The organism is Endozoicomonas elysicola, from assembly GCF_000710775.1.
Classification (GTDB): Bacteria; Pseudomonadota; Gammaproteobacteria; order Pseudomonadales; family Endozoicomonadaceae; genus Endozoicomonas; species Endozoicomonas elysicola.
Genome location: NZ_JOJP01000001.1, coordinates 314,213 through 335,425, shown reverse-complemented (window position 1 = coordinate 335,425; position 21,213 = coordinate 314,213). Strand labels below are relative to the sequence as shown.

Genomic DNA, 21,213 nt, shown 5'->3' with positions numbered 1-21,213 from the left:
TGTGGTAGCTGGTTCTTACTGAAGCAATATGAAATATTTATTTCATATTTTTATCATATGGAATTTTTGATTTATTTGACTTAAAGCAAGAATCACAAGAATGAAAAAAAGCCAGCAGGTGCTGGCTTTTAAGGGGTGTGGAAAATCAGAGTGTGATGCGCTTACCGGTAGTCATGGACGCAACACAGGCATCTGCCAGTTCAAGGGCATTAATGCCATCATCGATATTGGTCAGCAGTTGTTTGCCATCCACCAGGGCATCGATAAAGTTCTGCAGCTCAATTTTATAGGCCTGACGGTAACGCTCCAGGAAGAAGTGTTCTGGCTGATCCTGTGAAACTCCCTGATGGTTGCTGACAGTGACTTCGCTGGGCTTATGGTTCCCTGCCTGTACCATTCCTTCGGATCCAAAGACTTCTATACGCTGATCGTAGCCGTAAACAGAACGTCGGCTATTGTTGATATGGCAGATTTTACCACTGGCGGTTTTCAGAATGACCATCGCTGAGTCAATATCACCGGCCTCTCCAATGGCTGGGTCTACCAGGCAACTGCCGGTTGCATACACTTCAACGGGCTTTTCACCCAGCAGCCAGCAAGCCATATCAAGGTCATGAATCATCATATCGCGGAAAAGGCCACCAGACTGTTTGACGTATTCCGCTGGAGGAGGGCTTGGGTCGCGGCTGGTGATAATAACTTGCTCGGTCGCTCCGATAGCACCATCGGCAATTCTCTGTTTCAGAGAGTTAAAGGTTGGGTCATAACGGCGGTTAAAGCCCAGGGCACAAACGACACCGGTTTCACGAACAGTGGCCGCGCAATCACGAGCTCTGGAAATATCAAGATCCACGGGTTTTTCACAGAAGATGGCTTTGCCAGCTCGAGCTGATCGCTCAATCAGATCGCAGTGGGTGTCTGTGGGTGTACAGATAACAACAGCGTGAATTTCAGGATCTGCCAATACGTCTTCAACAGTACTGACTTTGGCATTTAATGCTGTTGCCAAAGCTGCGGCTGCTTCCGGAAATGGGTCAACAATGGAGTGAATATGGCAAGCCGGTGATTCAGCCACATTAGCAGCATGGATGCGGCCAATACGACCTGCACCGATGACGGCGAAGTTAATCATTATTTTCTCCAGTATGGTCTTTGTAGTCAGCGCCCGGTTTCCTCCGGGCTTTGTTTTTTCAGAGTGGTTTCAGAATTAGTTCTTCAGCATCCATTCATGGGCGGGGTCGTTCTTGAACTTCCACTGCCGCTTTGGGCCTGCCATTACGTTGAGATAATAAAGGTCGTAGCCATGAGGGGCTCCGACGGGGTGGTATCCCCTCGGCACCATAACGGTGTCACCATTCTCTACACAGATGGCTTCATCAATACTGCGGTCATCGGTATAGACACGCTGGAGTGCATAGCCCTGCGGTGGGTTCAGCCGGTGGTAGTAGGTCTCTTCCAGAAAAGACTCTTCTGGTAACGAATCAGTGTCGTGTTTATGAGGAGGGTAGCTGGACCAGTGACCACCGGGTGTATACACCTCGGTAATCAGCAGGCTGTCAGCTTCGGCATTCGCCATCATGATGTTGTGAATATACCGTTTATTCGTACCTTCTCCCCGCTCAAGCACCTCAACATCTTCTGGGCGAATCCACTGGACCTTTTGATTGATACCCAGATGGGGAGCCTTGCAAAGTGCAATTTCAGATGTGGTCTCAGCCGTGATGTGTACAGAGATACCTGCCGGAATGTAGAGAGCATCAGTAGGAATCTGGTCAAAAACAGACGTTCTCTGCCCAAGCTGAGGAAAAAGTTCTTCACCGGCGTTGATTGACGCTTTCCCTTCAAGGATGACAATACAGAGCTCATCTTCACCAGAGTTCAGTTCATGACAGCTTCCCTGCATAAGCTGCAAAACCTGAAAACCCACATACTTAAGGCAGGACTGGCTACGCTGAATATTGATGATTGACCCATCGGTCTTATCGGTAGAGGCTTTGACCAGCAGTTCGGACATGAACACTCCCTTTGGTGGATTATCGATGACTCTCAAGATCCGTTGACATAGGGTATGTTGGCGTTTCGTTGCGTACTCAGCGTATCAGGGTGCTCCTATGATGAGGCGCGGTATTGCAGGAATACCCTAAGGGCATAAAGGCCAGTTGCCTTTCAAAATACCGGAACGAAGTCATAGGGGCACCCTGATACGCCCTTTCGGGTGGCTCATAAAAGCGCCATCTGCTTTGTCAGACTTGCTTGTTGTAGAGTCAGGACTGTACAAGTCTTTCGCGTATATGACGCTTTTCTGAGCCACTGAGCTAGCAACGAAACATCAACATACCCTAATATGTGGAAAATAAATTCCGTTTTTTATGGTAATGGAATAAAAGTTGCAGTTTGTTGATCTATGGCAGATAAGCAGCACCGGTTGTTAAAAGATGAGTTTTAATGGTGAGTACAATCGATCAATCTGTTGGTAATGGAGTATTTCAGGCGCTTATCCAGGAGCATTACGACGGGTTAAGTAAACGACTGAAGCAGTTAGCCCGTTATCTGCTGGAGAACCCTGAACGTCTGGCACTTTGTACAGTGGCTGAACTTGCGGGCGAAGCCGATGTTCCACCCTCTACGGTTATTCGCCTGGCCAATGCCCTTGGGTTTGGTGGTTTCAGTGAAATGCGTCGGGAGATCCGATCCCAGTTGCACTACACCGGCTCTTATACGGATCGTGTACAGGCTGCTCACCCGGAAAGTGCTCAACAGGGAACGCTGTCTCCTTTGATTGAAAAGAGCAGGGGATCACTTCAGGTACTGGAACAATCAATTAACAAAAAGGATCTGCTTCGGGCGGTGAGTCTGATTCAGCAGGCGGATACCATCTATGTGATGGGTGTACGAAGAGCTCATCCGGTTGCTACCTATCTGGCGTATGGTCTCTGGCAGCTGGATCGACGCTGTGTTCTGCTGGGAGGGAAAGGTGGACTTCATCAAGAGGAAGCAGCAGGCATTCGTCGTACAGATCTGGTGTTTCTGATCAGCTATTATCCCTATGGAGAAGAAACGCTGTGGATGCAGGAACATGCCCGAATGAGAGAGGCAAGGCTTATTACTCTGACGGACAATGAAGTCAGCCCTCTGGCTAAAGACGCTGATCTGGCATTATTTGTCAGAGATGCCGAAGTGGGAGGTGTACGTGGGCTTTCAACTTCCATGTGCTTGGCGCAGGGGCTGATTCTATCATTGGCTAAAAATTGAGAAGCTTATTTGAAATAACCTGCCTGATAGCGTAGTCATTAACGTCATCAGGCTGGAGTTTGAATTATTAAGAGCTAACTTTTGCCGCTTTTATCGCAGTGTTGATATCTGGGATGGTTGTCAGCTCTGGAACACGCTGAACAAAGGATACTTTGTTGTTTTTATCGACGACGATAATTGCGCGAGCTAACAGGCCAAGCTCTTGAATTTGGCTACCTGTTTTATTACCGAATTCGTGAGCTATAGAGTCAGATAAGAATGTCACCTGGCTTTTTTCTAACCCATTTTCTTTGATAAAGCGTTGTTGAGCAAAGGGTGTGTCCGCACTGACAACAATAAATTCAATATCCTGTAGCTTTTTTTTATTGCTTTTAATGAACTTTGCCAGATCAACGGATTGCTGCTCACATACTGGCGTGTCAACGGATGTGATTACACTATATATTCTTACCTTACCGCTGTTTTTACTGGTATCAAATGAGCTAAGGTTCGAGTCTGTTAATACCATAGAAGGCATTAATTGACCGGTTTTAATGGCATTGCCGGTCAGGTGAAATACGGTATCTTTTTCCAGAGTTAATGTTTCTTTGACACCAAGTCCAGCATTTTCCTGGGTAATTGGAAAATCGGCGAAAGCAAAAGTGCTGGAAACCAGTGACAGAAAAAGAGCTGAGAACTTTATCATTACATCAGCTCCTTAATAGCACTGAGCGCCAGTTCATAGTTGGGTTCTTCAGCAATTTCTGGCACCAGTTCACTGTAGGTGACATTACCCTGAGCGTTGATGATGATCACTGCCCGTGCCGCCAGCCCTCTCAATCCACCTTCCGCAATATTTACACCATAGTGCTCTGTGAACCCGGGAGAACGGAAGAATGAGCCGGTTTTCACATTCTCAATACCTTCTGCGGCACAGAAACGACCGGTGGCAAATGGTAGGTCTGCTGATACGCAAAGCACAACCGTATTGTTCAGACTGGCAACCTTTTCATTAAATTTGCGAACGCTGGTCGCACAGACAGGGGTATCAATACTGGGAAAAATATTAAGTACTAACGTTTTACCCTGAAAATCCTCAAGGGATAAATCACTAAGATCAGCAGCGCATAAAGAAAATGCAGGGGCTTTCGAGCCGGATTGGGGAAACTTACCGGAAACCTTAACCGGCGCGCCCTGAAAGGTCACTTCAGCCATTAACTAAACTCCTACTGTATGAGTAAATTGCTTATGAGATAGTCAAATAGTAGTAACTAAAGTTAATGGCTGCCGTTTTAATTACAGTTAAGAATTACAATTCCTTTTATTGGTTCTAAAGTACGTTTTTGTATGGAAGAACAAATGGTCGAATACAGATGAGCTTTAACCTCTAAGGTAGAGCTCATCTGGGTTCTTTCAACTCATTTACACCATGACATCCATTATCAATTTCATCCCGGTAATAAAAAGCCCGAGATAAAGACATTGATAAAATGTCTTTTCCGGCAGGGTGTTTACCAGTTTCATTCCCAGGCGAACACTGAGTGGACAGAAGGGGAGCAGTATTAGTGTCAGCAGCAAGTTATCCACTGTGAACTGGCCCATCTGGCCATAGGCGGAAAGCTTGGCAACGTTAATAATGCCAAAAAATACAGCGGTCGTTCCTGCCAGTACTTTTTTATCCAGCTTCTGTGGCAGCAGATAAATACTCATCGGTGGTCCACCTGCATGAAGCCCAAAGCTGGTAAAGCCACTGACCGTAGCCCAGAAAATACCTGCAATAAACCCGGGTTTACTGGAGTGTTTCAGGGATCCTTGAATTAAATGGTTTAGCCAGTGATGCAGGCAAAACAGAACCGCAATAATGCCAATCATCAGGCGTATAGCCGAATCAGGCAGACGATAAAAGATCAGCACACCCAGAACCACACCCATCAGTCCCGGCACCATGATGATCCGCATGGTTTTCCAGTGAACACTGTGCCGCCAGCCCCAGATGGCAAAACCGTCCATCACCAGAAGCAGGGGGAGCAGAATAGCCGCGGCCTGAAGTGGTGACATTACCAGTGACATCAGCGGTACCCCGATCATACCCAGGGCACCACCAAGACCTCCCTTGCCGAGGCCATTAATAACCACGGCAGGGATGGCTACAGCCAGTATCGAAAATTCGGGCAGCACTTAGCAGAATCCTGACTGGCGTAAGTGGTTCAGACTCTTGCTGACATCTTCCAGAGAGGTTCCTGCTGCTTTTGGGTCACGCTCCTGCTCGATAACAATCCATCCACGGTAGTCTATTTCCGTGAGAGCCTGTTTAACGGCAGGGTAATCCACACAGCCTTCACCGATAGGGCACATCACACCGTATTTACAGGCGTCCCAGAAGCCCATGCGGGAGTCGATGCAGTGTTTAAGTCGCTCAGCACGGACATCCTTGAAATGAACATAGGCCAGACGATCTTTGCACTGCTTAAGCCAATGGACTGGATCCATGTCGGCATAGACGCAATGGCCGGTATCCAGACAAAGGGAGATGGTGTCGTCAGAAAGGTCTTCCATGGCGCGAGTCACCTCATCGGCATACTCGATATAGCCACCGGCGTGTGGGTGCAGCACAGGCTTGATGCAATACTCATGGGCAATATCCGAAATCTGACGAATAGTGCTCATCATGATTTCCCAGTGATAGTTATCCAGCCTGGGGGAAAGGTCTTTCAGACCTGCATAGGAGCTGCGAAGACCATTAACACTGTCGATTACCACCAGATATTCACTGCCCAGCTTGTTGAGCAGCTGACAGATTTTGCGGGTTTTCTGCAGAATAAATGGGCGCTGTTCTTCATCCCACAGCGGCTCAAAGATAGTACCGGCACTGATGGTCAGTTCGCGGATACCCAGCTCGTCCCGTAAATGCACATGATCTGTTGGCAGGAAGCCGTAAGGTCCCAGCTCCAGCCCTTTGTAGCCGGCTTTGGATGCTTCATCCAGAATCTGCTGCCACGGTGGATTATCTGGGTTGCTTGGGTCTTCCACTCCCCAGGAACAGGGGGCATTGGCAATCCTGAACTGGCTTTCCTGTCTGTGAATAGCCATGTTTACAACTCCTGCTATTGGTCGTTTATGAATCAAAAATGCAATAGGAAAGCTTTTTCACCACAAGAGCACGAATTCACAAAGACAATACTTTTTTGAATTCGTGCCTGTTTAGCTGGGTGTTCGTTGTCGCTTTTAACTCTTTCTGGCGTTCTTGCGCATATCAAAGACAACCGCAGCCACGATGATCACGCCCTTGATCACCATCTGCCAGTATGCTGAGACGTTAAGCAGATCCAGACCGTTATTGAGTACACCAATGATTAAGGCGCCGACGACGGTACCCTGAATGGTTCCTATACCACCGGAGTGACTGACACCACCAATGGTGGCTGCGGCGATGGCGTCCAGCTCGAACATATTGCCGAGACCTGGCTGGCCGGAGCTGATACGGGCAGAGAGAACCAGTGCAGCCAGGGCAGACATCACACCGCCGAGGATATAGACCAGAATTTTATACTTGCCGACATTGATACCGGACACATGAGCTGCCTGTTCATTACCACCAATGGCATAAACGTATTTACCAAAGCGGGTATGGTTCAGCAGGATGTAACAGAGCACCGCCATAATGGCGAAGAGAATAACCGGGAAAGGAATACCAAGAATTTCACCCTGACCAATAAAGTTATATTCCGGGGTCAGTGAGCTGACAGGGCGACCGTCGCTATAGATCATGGCGGCACCGCGAGCCACGATCATCATGCCTAGGGTGGCAATGAAAGGCGGGATACCGGTCTTGGCAACAAAGAAGCCATTAATACCGCCACACAATGCACCGATAGCAAGGCCAACAACAATCGGGACAACAACGGGAAGCATCGGCAGGGCCGGATACATTCTGGCACCCCAGTCTGGGTTTTGTGCGAGTGATGCTGCAATTACTGAAACCAGTGCCAGTACTGAGCCAGAAGACAAGTCGATGCCGCGGGTGATGATGATGATGGTGACACCCAGGGCAATCAGGCCAATACTGGTAACCTGACGTATGATATTCAAAATATTGTTAACGGTCAGAAATGCCGGGTGCATGATGGACATGAACAGCACCAGACCAAGAAAGACAAAATAAATGCCGTATTTACTGATGATGCTTTTAATCAGTACTTTCTTTTCGTCTGTACTCAGGTGTTGTCCACCTGTGGATAACGCGGGGTTTGACATGGTAATTTCCTTGATACTCTCTTAACAGGAAACACGGTTAACTCTGTTTATGGTTTGTCTTGTATTTCCTGTTACATGCTCTTCAACGCTCTGTTAGTTCAGAGCGATATCCATAATGGTTTCCTGGCTGGCTTCTTCATGACTGAGAATGCCTTTGGCCTGACCGTCATGCATGACCATGATCCGGTCACAAAGTCCAAGCAGTTCCGGCATTTCAGAAGACACCATAATGACGGTTTTTCCTTGGGCAGCCAGTTGGCTGACCAGTTTGTAAATCTCAGCTTTGGCTCCAACATCAATGCCCCGGGTAGGCTCGTCCAGGAAGAGAATCTCAGGCTGGGTCAATAGCCAGCGAGCCAGCAGTACTTTCTGCTGATTGCCACCACTGAGGTTACCGATGGGGGTCGACATGGAAGGGGTTTTAACCCGGATTTTCTGACATTCCTCTCGGGTTTCTTTTCTAAGACGGACAAGATCCAGTAATTTGAATTTGTTGATGTAATTATCAATATTGGCAATGCACCCATTGTCTTCTACTGAGAGCATCAGGCTGAGCCCTGTCTGGCGGCGATCCTCTGTGAGTAACGCCATGCCGTGCTCTATGGCAATGGAAGGAGAGGGAATATCGACTTCTTTCCCGTCAACAAAAATAGTTCCAGAGGATTTCTGGTTAACACCAAAAATGGTCTCGATCAGTTCTGTACGACCAGCGCCGACCAGTCCAGCAATACCAAAAATTTCACCCTTGCGGACACTGAAAGAAACGTTATGAAACTTTCCTTCAAGGGTGAGTTTATGGACGGTCAGCATGGGCTCACCAATATGATGGCTCTCACGAACAAACATATCCTTGAGCTCTCGCCCAACCATCATGTTGATAAGCTCACTTTGGCTGGTGTCTCTGCTGTATACACAGCTGATGTACTGGCCATCACGAAAGACGGTTATTTCATCGCATATCTGGAAGATTTCATCCATTTTGTGGCTGATATAGACAATGGAGACGCCTTCTTCTTTCAATCGGCGGATGATTTCAAAAAGGTGTTTAACTTCTTTATCGGTGAGGGATGACGTAGGTTCATCCATGATGATGATGCGGGCGTTATAGGAGATGGCCTTGGCGATTTCGACCATTTGCATTTGTGCGACGGTCAGTTCACACATCCGTTTTTTCGGATCCATGTCCAGATCCAGGCTGCGCAGCAGGTTCTGGCTGTCTGCCCACATTTTGTCATGATCGATCAGTCCCAGAGGACCTTTCACTGGCTCTCTGCCAAGCCAGATGTTTTCTGCGACACTTCGGTGAAGGATAGGGGCCAGTTCCTGATGAATCATGGTGACGCCGTTTTCCAGGGCATCAAGAGCACTGTCAAACTGAACGTCCTGACCATCCAGAGTGATGGTGCCACTGTCACGGCTGTACATGCCGAACAGTATTTTCATCAGCGTTGATTTACCGGCGCCATTCTCGCCCATCAGGGCCATGACACTGCCTTTTTTCAGGCTCAGCTGAACGTTATCCAGTGCCTTGACACCAGGGAAGGATTTCGAAATTCCCCGCATATCGAGGACAACTTCTGCCTCTGCTTGCATATTGCCTCCATTAGTTGGTTGAACCACAAAGTGCACGATGGTTAATTCGGGTGTCTTTGTGGTTCAAACAGGCTTCCGTTTCTATGCGGTGATGAATTACAGGTAATCTTTGTAGTTTTCAGGTGTGACCAGCTCGAAGGGGATCCAGGTTTCCTTTTCCACGGGCTGTTTTTTGGCAAGGTTGTAAGCGACCATCAGGCTGCCGGCACCTTGACCGACAGGGTCCTGAAAGACGGTGGCATCAAGGCGGCCATCTTTCATAAAAGCCAGGGCATCGGGCGTGGCATCAATACCCATTACCAGAACATTGCCTTTCATGTTGCTGGCTTCAAGCGCTGCGACGGCACCCAGAGCCATATCGTCGTTATTGGCAATGATGGCGGCCATGTTGTCGCCGGAAGTGATCCAGTTCTCCGCAACGCTCATGCCCAGATCGCGCATCCAGCGGCCAGTCTGCTCACGGGTAACCGCCATCTCTGGGTGATCTTTCAGGATATCTTTCACACCCTCGGTACGCTTAACGGTGTTATCCAGACCGGGAATACCCATGATGACACCGACCTGTCCTTTTCCCTGTAACTGTTCAGCAATGTATTTGCCCTGAATCTGGCCGGCACTGCGCTCATCGGAACCGACGTAGTACGTTCCGTCAGGAAGTTCTGTTGGCATTCGATTCAGATAAACAATACTGATACCTGCTTTGATGGCAGCATCGGAGATAGATTTGGCAGCATCGCCGTTGGTTGGGCAGACGATCATGCTGTCCATACCCTGGGCTATAAAATTTTCAACCTGAGAGAGCTGAATGGTGATGTCTTCTTTGCCGTCGGTGTAGACCACGTCAACATCACCCAGTTCGGCCGCTTTGGCATCCATGGCATCTTTCATATACATCTGGAAAGTGTCGTTGAATGCACAGAAAGAGGCGCCGATCTTGATACGTCCATCATCTTTCTGACCACAGCCAGCCAGAATTGCCATGCTTGACACCAGAAGCATTTTGGTGAGCTTCTTCATATCTACCCTCACTTTCTGAATCGTTCTTATTACAGACGGTTTTGCAGGATCACCATGGGTAAGCCAGAGGCTTGCACCTTAATGGCAAGCATGCAGCTCAACCTTTTTCACAGAATCTTCCCGGGGTTTGGCGTGGTGTATTTTGATGTTCTTTGTGAATCCTGCTGTTGATATGTGTCAAAACTTTGCATTAATTTTCCGTTTTTATTTTTTTGGAATATTTTTTCCATTTTTGTTGTGCGTAAAAGCCAGACTGAAAGTGGCTCCTATGCAGGAGCCACAAGTGATATTAAGAGGGAGTTAGGCCGGTGGTTAACTGGTTTGGGCAAGATTTGCATTGGCAGTGGACTGTTTTTGCTTGCCATAGCGTGACATGAAATGCTCTTCCATACGCTCCAGACTGACGCCTTTGGTTTCTGGTACGTAACGTTGAACAAACCAGTAAGCGAAGACACAGAACAGACTGAATACCCAGAAACTGAAGGCGCCGTTGAACTGTTCCTGCAACCAGGCATTGCTGTTAATCATCGGGAACGCCTGGGTGACGACAAAACCGGTAGTCCACTGGGCTGCAACGGCAATGGCCATTGCCTGTGAACGAATTCGGTTGGGGAAGATTTCCGAGATCAGTGTCCAGCAGCAGCAACCCCAGCTGACGGCAAAGGACACAACATAAATGATCAGGCCGAACAGTGCGGTATAACCTGTTGACTGGTTGAAAATTCCCCAGCTGGCCATCAGCATACCGATCAGACAGCCAATAGAGCCGGCTTTCAGTAGAGGCAGGCGGCCTACTTTATCAATCAGGTACATGCCCAGAGAGTTACCGGCAATGAATACCACACCGATAACGATGGTTTGCAGCAGTGCCATTTCGGTACCACCGGCAATAGGCTTAAGAATTTCCGGTGTGTAGTACATGATTACGTTGATACCAATGATCTGCTGCATACTGGCGATCATGATACCGATGATAACAATGGGCATCAGGCCGGATTTGAGAATACTGACGCCACCGCTCGTACCAGTATCTTTCATGGATGCTTTGATATCTGCCAGTGTACGTTGAGCATGTGTCGGGTTGGAAATACGGGTGAGAATTTCCAGTGCCTGGTTATCCCGGCCACGAAGTACACACCAGCGGGGGGACTCAGGAATCAAAAACAAAAGGCCACCAAACATCAATGCCGGAATAATTTCGGAGCCCAGCATGTAGCGCCAGCCCATATCGACCAGCCACAGCTCAGATGCACCGCGGGCAATCAGGAAGTTGACAAAGAAAACCACCGTCTGGCCAATGACAGCAGACTGTTGATGCATGCTTACTGTACGACCACGGTAGTTTTTTGGTGCCACTTCGGACATATACATTGGTGATATAACCGATGCGATACCCACGGCCAGACCACCGATCATCCTATAGATAACGAACCATGTGAAGTTAGAGGCTGCAGCAGAACCCAATGCAGAAATAAAGAAAAGAACGGCAGCAATAAGAAGGGCATTTTTACGGCCAGTGGAGTAACTGAGCTTGCCGGCAAAATAACTGCCAATAATGCAGCCAACAACGACGTTAGATACTGCCCAGCCAGTCATGGCGGGAGTAAGCGAAAAGTACTCCTGTAAAGGGCCAATGGCTCCGGAGATAACAGCAGTGTCGTAGCCGAATAGCAATCCTCCCAGTGCTGACACCATACAGATACGGATTACATATTGGATATCGTGGGTTTGACTCGATTTCACAATGATTCCCTGACCATTCTTTTATGAAAGGCCAGCCAGAAGCACTCAGATAAGAGATGCTCTTCCCCCGGGTAGATAAAGCCAGTCGACCAGTCGATTGGTGGAGCTACCCTGTCTGGCTGACTGCTAACCCGGATCCACCTTTCCTTTTTCTCATCCTTACAGCCATTAACAAACCGATGCTGGAAGTTGTCTATAAACGACACTTGATGATTAAAAAAGAAACAGTGTGATTATTTCCGGGCATTTTTGCGCCGTGACTGTTTCGAGATGGTGAAAGGATGAGTTTTTTTGTTATTTAAAACGTTGATGCTTGTCAAAAAAAGTGGAGAACTGGAAAATATTTTCCAAAAGCTTATTGACTGGAAATTCATTTTTTTTGTTAGATAGGGCCAACGCCGTGACGAACTATTTGAAGAAAATCAGAAGGGCTTCCCTTCATACCAAACCTTAGGAGTCGTAACAATGAGCAAGGTACAACTGGCAATCAGTCCTTTGACCTGGAGCAACGATGATATGCCTAGTCTGGGCGGTGAGATTGCTCTGGAAACCTGTCTGGCAGGTATGCACCAGGCTGGTTTTAAAGGTTCTGAAATGGGAGTCAAGTATCCACGCACTACCGATGAGCTGAAACCAAAACTGGAAGAAAATGGTCTGGTTCTGGCCTCCGGCTGGTACAGCCTGGAACTGTGCCATCGCTCTGTAGAAGAAGAGATTGATGCGGTTCAGAGTCACCTGGCCCTGATGAAAGGCTGCGGCTGTAAAGTTATGGTTGCCGGTGAAGTCAGCAACACGGTTCATGGTGATATTGAAAAACCACTTTCTACTCGCGTAGTGCTGACTGACGAAGAGTGGAAAGAGTATGGTGCCAAAGTAACCCAGTTTGCTGATTACCTGAAAGAGCACGGTATTCGTCTGGCATTCCATCACCATGTAGGTACTGTTTTTGAAACGCCACGTGACTTTGAAATGTTCATGCAGTACACCGGGCCATCTGTTGGCCTGACATTTGATACTGCCCACGCCACATACGGCGGTGGTAATGCTGCTGAAATCATCCGTCTGGTTGGTGAGCGTATTGTTCACTTCCACACCAAAGACGTTCGTCTGGATGTAATGAAAGACGCTCGTGAAAAAGACCTTCCATTCCTGAAAGCGGTTCTGAACGGCGTATTCACTGTTCCTGGTGATGGTGACCTGAACTGGGATGAAATCTTCGCTGCCCTGAAAAACTTCGACTACGAAGGCTGGCTGGTGGTTGAAGCTGAGCAGGATCCTGCGGTTGCTCACCCACAGACTTATGCAGACATGGCTTACAAGAATCTGACTGCCTACGTGGCTAAAGCAGGACTGTAAGTCCAGGCACTGACTGTTTCCCGGGGTGTTCCCCCTGCCTGTTCCGGGCAACCGGACGAAGAGGGGGTTTTACGGGAATCGTCAGTTGAAACATTCCGGGAAATTATTAACGAGTTCCGTCAGCATGAAACGCATTCGTCTAACAACCGCAGAAGCACTGGCCAAATACCTGGTTGCCCAGAAAATTGAGGTGGACGGCAAGGTTGAGCAACTCTTTGGTACCTGCTTTGGTATTTTTGGTCATGGCAACGTTACCTGCTTTTCTCAGCAGTTAAAAAATATAGAAGACAAGATTCCAACCTGGCGTGGTCAGAACGAGCAGTCCATGGCCATGGCTGCCGTTGCCTATGCCAAGGCAAATAAGCGTCAGCGTATTGGTGTTGCGACCACATCCATTGGTCCTGGTGCTGCCAACATGATTACCGCTGCAGGTGTTGCTCATGCCAACCGTCTGCCGCTGCTGATGATCTCTGGCGATACCTATGCCAGTCGTCTGCCTGACCCTGTATTGCAGCAGACCGAACATTTTCACAACCCAACCATCAGCACCAACGATGCGTTCAAGGCTGTTACCCGTTACTGGGACCGTATCACTCACCCTGAGCAGCTGATTCATTCTCTGCCTCATGCGGTTGATACCATGCTCGACCCAGCCAGCTGTGGTCCTGCTTTCCTGGGTGTTCCACAGGATGTCTGGGGTCATACCTTTGACTTCCCAGAATGCTTCTTTGAAGAGAAATTACACAGAATTCGTCGTCCACAACCAGAAGCCTGCATGGTGGCAGAAGCCGCTGAACTGCTCCGCAACGCCAAGCGTCCGCTGATCATCAGCGGTGGTGGTATTCACTACTCAGAAGCGTCTGAAGAACTGAAAGCGTTTGCTGAAACCCACAACATTCCAGTGGTAGAAACCATTGCTGGCCGAGCCACCATGCTTCAGGACAACCCGCTGAACTGCGGTCCGATTGGGGTTACCGGTTCTGACTCCGCCAACTACATGGCTGGCCATGCTGATCTGGTGCTGGCTGTTGGTACCCGTCTGCAGGACTTCACCACCGGTTCCTGGTCCGTATTCCGCGATGAAGGGCTGAAAATTGTCAGCATTAACGTAGCGCACTTTGATGCGATCAAGCACCGCTCCGTCCCTGTGATTGGCGATGCCCGCGACACACTGCCAAAGCTGAGCGAACAGCTTCAGGGCGTTCGCTTCTCTGAAGAGTGGACTGCCAAGGGTGTGGAAGTGACCAACGAGTGGAAGGCTCTGGTCACCAAACGTATTACACCGGTTGAAGGAGATATGGCTTCTTACGCCCAGGTTGTTGGTGCTGTTAACCGCCTGACCGAAGAAGGCGACACCGTTCTGACAGCTGCGGGTGGTCTGCCTGCAGAACTGGCCATGAACTGGCAGAGCAAGCAGCTTGGCAAGTTCGATATCGAATTTGGCTACTCCTGTATGGGTTATGAAATTGCCGGTGGCTGGGGTGCCAAGATTGCCAATCCAGACAACGATGTGGTGGTTCTGGTGGGTGACGGCTCTTACATGCTGATGAACTCCGATATCTACAGTTCTGTCCTGACCGGTCACAAGATGATTGTGGTGGTGTGTGATAACGCAGGCTTTGCCGTTATCAACAAACTGCAGAACAACACCGGTAACGAATCCTTCAATAACCTTCTGAAAGACTGCCGTCGTGAAGTAACGGGTGAACTGGCCCGTGTTGACTTTGCCAAGCATGCAGAAGCTCAGGGTGCTCTGGCGATCAAGATCAGTGGCATGCATGAGTTTGATGAAGCGTTCGCTAAAGCCAAGGCCGCTGACCGAACCACTGCCATTGTTGTGGACATCGATCCGAACGCCTGGTCCAAGTGTGACTGCTGGTGGGAAGTGGGTCTGCCAAAAGTTACCCGTGATGATCGTACTGCCAAAGCGGTTGCTGACTGGGAAGAAAAGCGCATGTACCAGCGCCCCGGCGTCTGATCACCCAATAGAAAGCTGAATCAATACGTTATGGATAACGGGCAGGTGGGGAAGCCTGCCCGAACCAGAAAAAAATTAATTCAAAACATTTTTAAGACCATTTGAGAGTAAGACCATGATTCGCACTGATAACCTGAAGCAGCCACTGCGCTGGGGGCAGATTGGTGGTGGCAAGGGCAGCCAGATCGGTTATATCCACCGTGATGCAGCCCAGCGTGACCGTAACTTTAAACTGGTTGCTGGCGCTTTCGACGTAAACCCTGAGCGTGGCCGTGCCTTTGGTGTTGAAGAGCTGGGGCTGGATGCTGATCGTTGCTATGACGATTACAAGCAGATGATCGAAGTGGAAAGCAAGCGTGAAGATGGTATTCAGGCCGTCACCATCGCTACGCCTAACAGCACTCACTACGCCATTTCCAAAATGGCGCTTGAGCATGGAATGCACGTTGTGTGTGAAAAGCCACTGACGTTTACAGCGGCTGAATCCGAAGAACTGAAAGAAATTGCCCTGAAGCACAATCGTGTATTCGGCGTGATGTATGGCTACACCGGTTACCCAACCATTGCCCAGGCCCGTGAAATGGTTAAGCGTGGTGATATCGGTAAGGTTCGTATCGTTCACATGCAGTTTGCTCACGGCTACCACGCGGAAGAAGTTGAAAAGAACGATCCGGGTCTGGCCTGGCGTGTAACTCCGGAAGCTTCTGGTCCTTCCTATGTTCTGGGTGATATCGGTACTCACTGTCTGCAGATGGGTCATCTGATCAGTGGCATGGAGATGGACAGCCTGAGCTGCATGCGCAAGAGCTTTGTAGAAAGCCGTCAGCTGGAAGACGATGCACACGTCATGATCCGTTACAAGAACGGTGCGGTCGGTACTCTTTGGTGTTCCGCCGTAGCCGTCGGTAACGTCCACGACTTCAAAGTAGAAGTCATTGGTGAAAAGGGCACCATCCGCTGGTGGGATGAGCATCCAAACCAGATCGAATACGCACCACTGGGTGAGCCTTTCCGCAAGCTGGATCGCGGTATGGGCTACCTGCACGACGCTGCACGATTTGAGCGTATCGGTGGTGGCCACCCTGAAGGCTTGTTCGACTCCTGGGCTAACCTCTACCGCAACATGGGTCATGCCATGATCGCTGCTGACAACGATGCCCAGCAGGAACTGGCCAGTATCTGGTTCCCTGGCATTGACGATGGCATTGAAGGCGTTCGCTTTATCGAGCGTTGCGTTGAATCCGCAGATAATGGCAGCCAGTGGGTGAACGTATGACAACAATCGATTTTCAGCACCCTTCCCTGAAGGATCGTCCATTAGACGTTATCAGTCTTGGAAGGGCTGGAGTCGATCTTTACGCCCGTGAAGCCGACACTGACATGAAAGATGTCACCGGCTTCAACAAGTTCGTCGGCGGTTCGCCGGCGAACATCAGTGCTGCGATCGCCCGTCAGGGCGGTCGCCCTGGTCTGATCAGTGGTGTATCGAACGACGTTCTTGGACAGTTTGTCTGCCATTACCTGGAAGGATTTGGAGTTGACCTCAGGGGCGTAAAGGTAGACGACTCTGGATCAAGAACAAGTCTGGCTATTTGTGAGTTGAAAGCCAGTGGTGGCTCCGTTGTTTTCTATCGTAACCAGCCTGCCGATTTAACACTGACACCAGACGATATTGACCGTGATTATATTGCTAGTGCCAAGGTGTTACTGGTGACCGGTACCGCCCTGTCAGGAAGTCCATCCAGAGAAGCTGCATTTCATGCTATGACACTGGCGAAAGAAGCCGGAACGATTGTTGCCCTGGATCTGGATTACCGTGCTTATTCCTGGAAGTCCGAGGCCGAGAGTGCCATCTACTATCGCCAGGCTGCCAGCATGTCCAATATTTTGATTGGTAACCGTGAAGAGTTTGATGTTCTGGAAGCGCTAATTGCTCCGAACAACCGTGATGATGATGCTACTGCGAAGCGTTTCATGACGGGTGAGACCCAGATCATTCTGCTTAAGGCGGGTGAGTTGGGCTCCAAGGTGTACACCCGCGATGGCGAGCGTTTTGAGCAGGGTATTTTCCCGGTCACTGTGAAAAAGCCATTTGGCTCCGGTGACTCTTATGCAGGAACCACGTTGCTGGCACTGATTCGTGGCAAGAGCCTCAGAGAAGCGGTGAAGATGGGGTCGGCAGCAGCGGCCATAAACGTCTCAAGGGATACCTGTACTGAAGCGATGCCAACCAGTGATGAGTTGGCTGAATTTATCGCTGAACGTTGTTAAGACGCTTCCCGCCGTCCGCTACCTGCCACCCGAAAAAGACAAGACAAATGCTTTTACGGGGAGCGGGCAGCGGGAAGCGGAAGGCTTAAAAAACCACTCCGGGAAAGAGTTAAACATGGGCAAGCATATTGAACCTTTTGATAATCGCAACGAAGCGATTATTGCAGAAAACGACGATACAACCCCACTTTGTTATTTCAACAGCGTCAAGCTGGTAAAGGGTGGCACTCACACTTACCGCTTGGGAAATTATGAAACTGCGGCCGTACTGGCCAATGGTACCTGTCGCATCACCGTTGATGGTGAAGTATTCGAAAATATTGGTGAGCGCGAGCGTATCTGGGATGGTCATCCCAGTGCAGTTTATGCCCCAATCGACAGTGAAGTGCTTATTGAGTGCATCAGTGATCATGCTGAAGTCATGATTGCTGGTGGACGCTATGAAGAGAAACTGAGGCCATTTGCCGTTCGTCCTGATGACGTTCAGGTAGTTCAGTATGGTAGTGATGACACCAAAACTCATCGCAAGATCAAGCATGTTCTCGGGCAGGCTAATGCTGACAAGCGTGGCCGTCTACTGGTCAGTGAACTATTTACTGTTGGTCAGGGTGGCTGGTCAGGTTTTCCGACTCACAAACACGATGAAGATCGTGAAGGTATTGAAACCCGTTACGAAGAAGTTTACCAGTTCCGTTTTGATCCGCCCCAGGGGTTTGGCGCCCAGTTCCTCTATACCGAAGAAGAAAAGTGTGGCCCCTGCTACATGGTGAAAGACGGCAGCGTTATCGCGATCGATAAAGGCTATCACCCAAGCGTAGCGGCTCCAGGCTATCAGATGTATTACTTCACCATCATCGTTGGTGAAACTTCCAAGTCTTTGATTCAGTACTTTGAGCCGGCTCATGCGGATCAAGTGAACACCATTCCCGGTATCAAAGACATGATTGCCAAATTCAAGTAAATGGCTGTGACAATTTGGGGGTACTGCAGTAGGGGGTAAGGTAGCCTGCAGTACTTCCCACTCTCATTATTCAGGTGGAAAGACCATGTTGGTGAACCTTGGGGACCTGCTGCCGGACGCAGCAAAATCAGATTATGCTGTACCCTGCTTTAATGTTTTTGGCTATGAAGATGCCAGAGCAGTAGTTAACGCAGCAGAAAAAATGAACCGACCGGTCATTCTCGCAGCTAATAAAACCCTTGTGGACTTTATGGGAGTTGCGAGTGCTGCCCAGATGATCAGTGCTCTGGCGAAAGAAGCCAGTGTACCGGTCTGTGCTCACCTTGATCATACGTATGAGGAGGATATTATTTTCAAGGGTATTCATCATGGTTTCAGTTCCGTGATGTTTGATGGTTCTCAGTTACCCCTGGAAGAGAATATCCGTCGTACCCGTGCGGTGGTTGACGTCGCTCATGCCTGTGGTGTGTCTGTTGAAGGGGAGATTGGTTCCGTTCCTTACGACGATATTCGCCCACACATTAAAACCATTGCTACTGATCCGTTTGAAGCCGCCGCTTTTGCCAGAGAATCCGGTGTGGATGCCGTGGCAGTATCCGTAGGAAATATCCATCGTCTGAAAGAGCCAACGGCCACGATTGATCATGACAGCCTGGCGCGTATTGCTGATGCGGTTGATACTCCTTTGGTTATTCATGGCACCAGTGGCATTAAGGAAGAAGATCTGACCAGAATGCGTAAGGGGGCTGTCGCCAAATTTAATATTGGCACAGTTCTGCGTATGGCTTTTGGCCGTAAGCTTCGGGAAACGATGATCGCTAATCCTGAGGAATTTGACCGGCCGGTCTTGATGGCTGCAGCGATGTTGGCTGTTGAAGATGCTGCACGTCATCAACTGGAGCTGTTCTACGGAAAGAATGGCGGCTAATTTTATACACAAGTGTGTATATAATACGGTTGCCGTGGCGACCGTCTAAATAAAGAAGAGAGTATAAATAGGTGATGGATTGAGTCAGGGATTGTTTTTGCTGCTCTTTACCAAGCATATGCAGGGCTGAATCCACATTTGATCCATTACCAAGTACAAGTCATTGAATATGAATACCAAGCTGAAGCCAGCAACACCTCAAACACTTGAAGAACTGAAAAGTGACATCATCAATCGCTACGACTCAATGAGTAAGCGCCTGCGTTTGGTTGCGGATTTTTTTGTTCAGAATCCCAATACGGTTGCACTGGAAAACCTGGTGGTTATTGCCCGTGAGATTGATGTGTCGCCTTCAACGCTGGTGCGTTTTGCCAACTTTTTTGGCTTTGCCGGTTTCTCTGAACTACAACAGCTATATCGCAGCCAGCTGAAGGGACAAGTCAGTGGTTACCGTGAGAGGGTTCGACACGCTTCGGAAATGACTGGCGCCATTAAAGAAGGTCATCATTTGCTGGATGCTTTTTCTGGGCCGCAGAGTCTTGCGATCGAGAACCTATCGATTGATATTTCTCCTGCAGATTTTGATAAAGCGCTCGGCCTGATGAGTAGTGCCCGTATTATTTATGTAACCGGTGCTCGTCGTGCCTTTCCGGTTGCGTATTACCTTTGCTATGCCCTGATGCGAGCAGATGTCGATGTTATCTTGCTCGATGGTGTGGGTGCCATGCATAAAAACCAGCTAAAGCGGTTGACTGAGAATGACCTGCTGCTGGCAGTCAGCTACCACCCACATGCCGATGAGACCAATGAGTGCATTCAGATTGCCCATGAGCGTCATTGTCCATCTCTGGTTCTGACCGATCACAGTATCCATCCCTGCAAAGAAGTGATTACCCACGGGCTTCAGGTTAAAGAAGCGGAAATGATGGGGATGCGTTCATTGAGTACCTCTATGCACTTGGCTCAATGTCTGGTGATGGGGTTACTTTGCCGTCAGGAGGACCAGGAAAACGGTTGATTTTTGATTATGTATCTTTCTGGATACAGAAATTCAATATGAGAATCCTGTCACAAATAGCCTTTATAAAAACGAGTCATTTTTATAAAGGCTTTTCTAAAAAGTGAATTTTAGTAATGAGAATCGGGTTGTTAAAAAGAGATAGAGTATCGTCGGCAATACTTTTATAAGGAATGTTATTTTATTTCTGGAAAATAAGTATTTTTCACGTCGAATAGCTTTTGATTGTTAATAAATGATTCTCATCAAACTATTGGGGTGTATTTTATCGTTGATGATTGAGAAATTGATCTAGGTTAATAAGTTTGACTGTTTTATTAGTGCTTTTTTTGGCCAGTGATCAATTGATGATCAGTAGATTAATATTTGTCCTGAATAATATTTAATCTGTTTTTTAATAAATAGTGACGTACGCTTTGTGTTGCTTAAAAAATACTCAAAACTCTTTAAGTTTATGAATAGTAAATGAAAGATAAAGGAAAAAACTATTCATCCAATAATTGCTTCAAATCAAATTATGGAAATAGTGAGTATATTATATTCTGCCTGCCTTCATAGAAGCGCTTATTTTTTATCTCCTGGTTAAGATGAATGGGAGAAGTTACATTTATTACTATGATGTGTTGTTGATCATTTAAAGACCAGTTGTCCTGCTATGCGACCTTAAGATCTGGTCTTCTTCATGATGAGTTATTCGTAAAATTCTGAATTAATTTTTATTCCAGATTATTCATTTTCTGTTTCAGAGTCTGTTTTTGAGTATTCAATTGATCCATCGTTGAAAACATTTATTTATAGAAAAAAGATTGAACACCCAAAAATCAGATTAGCTTTTTAGTATGTTATTCAAGGCTTTTAATAGG

18 protein-coding genes are annotated in these 21,213 nt (G+C 48.2%); 8 read left to right on the top strand and 10 right to left on the bottom strand.

Annotation, left to right across the window (positions count from 1 at the left end; all coding sequences use genetic code 11):
* Window positions 1–145: 145 nt before the first annotated feature.
* Together iolG and iolB are read right to left on the bottom strand one after the other, a co-directional pair.
* Window positions 146–1,132 carry an inositol 2-dehydrogenase gene (gene iolG / locus GV64_RS01450; protein WP_020581972.1) on the bottom strand — a complete coding sequence of 329 codons (987 nt, stop codon included), beginning with the start codon at window positions 1,130–1,132 and terminating at the stop codon, window positions 146–148.
* Window positions 1,133–1,207: 75 nt separating this feature from the next.
* Entirely contained in the window at window positions 1,208–2,014 is an 807-nt protein-coding gene (iolB, locus tag GV64_RS01445) for a 5-deoxy-glucuronate isomerase (protein ID WP_020581973.1), read from the bottom strand.
* Between the two features lie 431 nt (window positions 2,015–2,445).
* Here iolB and GV64_RS01440 point away from each other — a divergent pair, with 431 nt between their 5' ends.
* On the top strand, window positions 2,446–3,252 hold the full coding sequence (locus GV64_RS01440) for a MurR/RpiR family transcriptional regulator (protein ID WP_020581974.1): 807 nt from the start codon (window positions 2,446–2,448) through the stop codon (window positions 3,250–3,252).
* Between the two features lie 67 nt (window positions 3,253–3,319).
* Here GV64_RS01440 and GV64_RS01435 read toward each other — a convergent pair whose 3' ends face one another.
* The 8 genes from GV64_RS01435 to GV64_RS01400 all read right to left on the bottom strand — a co-directional run bounded on the left by GV64_RS01435 (window position 3,320) and on the right by GV64_RS01400 (window position 11,838).
* A complete protein-coding gene (locus GV64_RS01435; protein WP_020581975.1) occupies window positions 3,320–3,937 on the bottom strand; it encodes a thiol peroxidase in 618 nt (205 codons plus the stop codon).
* Window positions 3,937–4,446, bottom strand: coding sequence for a thiol peroxidase (gene tpx / locus GV64_RS01430; RefSeq protein WP_020581976.1), 510 nt, complete (start codon window positions 4,444–4,446; stop codon window positions 3,937–3,939). The genes GV64_RS01435 and tpx overlap by 1 nt, the downstream gene beginning before the upstream one ends.
* 207 nt (window positions 4,447–4,653) lie before the next feature.
* Window positions 4,654–5,409, bottom strand: coding sequence for a sulfite exporter TauE/SafE family protein (locus GV64_RS01425; RefSeq protein ID WP_020581977.1), 756 nt, complete (start codon window positions 5,407–5,409; stop codon window positions 4,654–4,656).
* Entirely contained in the window at window positions 5,410–6,321 is a 912-nt protein-coding gene (locus GV64_RS01420; RefSeq protein WP_020581978.1) for a TIM barrel protein, read from the bottom strand.
* A 135-nt stretch (window positions 6,322–6,456) separates the two neighbouring features.
* Window positions 6,457–7,485 (bottom strand): ABC transporter permease, encoded by a 1,029-nt coding sequence (locus GV64_RS01415; RefSeq protein ID WP_020581979.1) that lies wholly within the window; start codon window positions 7,483–7,485, stop codon window positions 6,457–6,459.
* 93 nt (window positions 7,486–7,578) lie between these two features.
* Window positions 7,579–9,078 (bottom strand): sugar ABC transporter ATP-binding protein, encoded by a 1,500-nt coding sequence (locus GV64_RS01410; protein ID WP_020581980.1) that lies wholly within the window; start codon window positions 9,076–9,078, stop codon window positions 7,579–7,581.
* A gap of 96 nt (window positions 9,079–9,174) precedes the next feature.
* Complete coding sequence (locus GV64_RS01405) at window positions 9,175–10,095, bottom strand: sugar ABC transporter substrate-binding protein (RefSeq protein ID WP_020581981.1); 921 nt, start codon at window positions 10,093–10,095, stop codon at window positions 9,175–9,177.
* A 312-nt stretch (window positions 10,096–10,407) separates the two neighbouring features.
* Entirely contained in the window at window positions 10,408–11,838 is a 1,431-nt protein-coding gene (locus tag GV64_RS01400) for a sugar porter family MFS transporter (RefSeq protein ID WP_085931365.1), read from the bottom strand.
* A gap of 465 nt (window positions 11,839–12,303) precedes the next feature.
* Here GV64_RS01400 and iolE point away from each other — a divergent pair, with 465 nt between their 5' ends.
* From iolE to GV64_RS01365, 7 genes are all read left to right on the top strand, one after another.
* Window positions 12,304–13,194, top strand: a complete 891-nt coding sequence (iolE, locus tag GV64_RS01395) for a myo-inosose-2 dehydratase (RefSeq protein WP_034843908.1) — start codon at window positions 12,304–12,306, stop codon at window positions 13,192–13,194.
* Between the two features lie 124 nt (window positions 13,195–13,318).
* Window positions 13,319–15,172, top strand: a complete 1,854-nt coding sequence (gene iolD / locus GV64_RS01390) for a 3D-(3,5/4)-trihydroxycyclohexane-1,2-dione acylhydrolase (decyclizing) (RefSeq protein ID WP_020581985.1) — start codon at window positions 13,319–13,321, stop codon at window positions 15,170–15,172.
* Window positions 15,173–15,287: 115 nt separating this feature from the next.
* A complete protein-coding gene (locus tag GV64_RS01385; protein WP_020581986.1) occupies window positions 15,288–16,448 on the top strand; it encodes a Gfo/Idh/MocA family protein in 1,161 nt (386 codons plus the stop codon).
* Complete coding sequence (gene iolC, locus GV64_RS01380; RefSeq protein ID WP_020581987.1) at window positions 16,445–17,443, top strand: 5-dehydro-2-deoxygluconokinase; 999 nt, start codon at window positions 16,445–16,447, stop codon at window positions 17,441–17,443. The genes GV64_RS01385 and iolC overlap by 4 nt, the downstream gene beginning before the upstream one ends.
* Window positions 17,409–18,404 carry a 5-deoxy-glucuronate isomerase gene (locus GV64_RS01375; protein WP_201772456.1) on the top strand — a complete coding sequence of 332 codons (996 nt, stop codon included), beginning with the start codon at window positions 17,409–17,411 and terminating at the stop codon, window positions 18,402–18,404. The genes iolC and GV64_RS01375 overlap by 35 nt, the downstream gene beginning before the upstream one ends.
* An 85-nt stretch (window positions 18,405–18,489) precedes the next feature.
* Window positions 18,490–19,332, top strand: a complete 843-nt coding sequence (locus GV64_RS01370) for a class II fructose-bisphosphate aldolase (RefSeq protein WP_020581989.1) — start codon at window positions 18,490–18,492, stop codon at window positions 19,330–19,332.
* A 169-nt stretch (window positions 19,333–19,501) separates the two neighbouring features.
* Window positions 19,502–20,350: a MurR/RpiR family transcriptional regulator gene (locus GV64_RS01365; protein WP_034843904.1), complete on the top strand. Its 849-nt coding sequence runs from the start codon at window positions 19,502–19,504 to the stop codon at window positions 20,348–20,350.
* Window positions 20,351–21,213 lie beyond the last annotated feature (863 nt).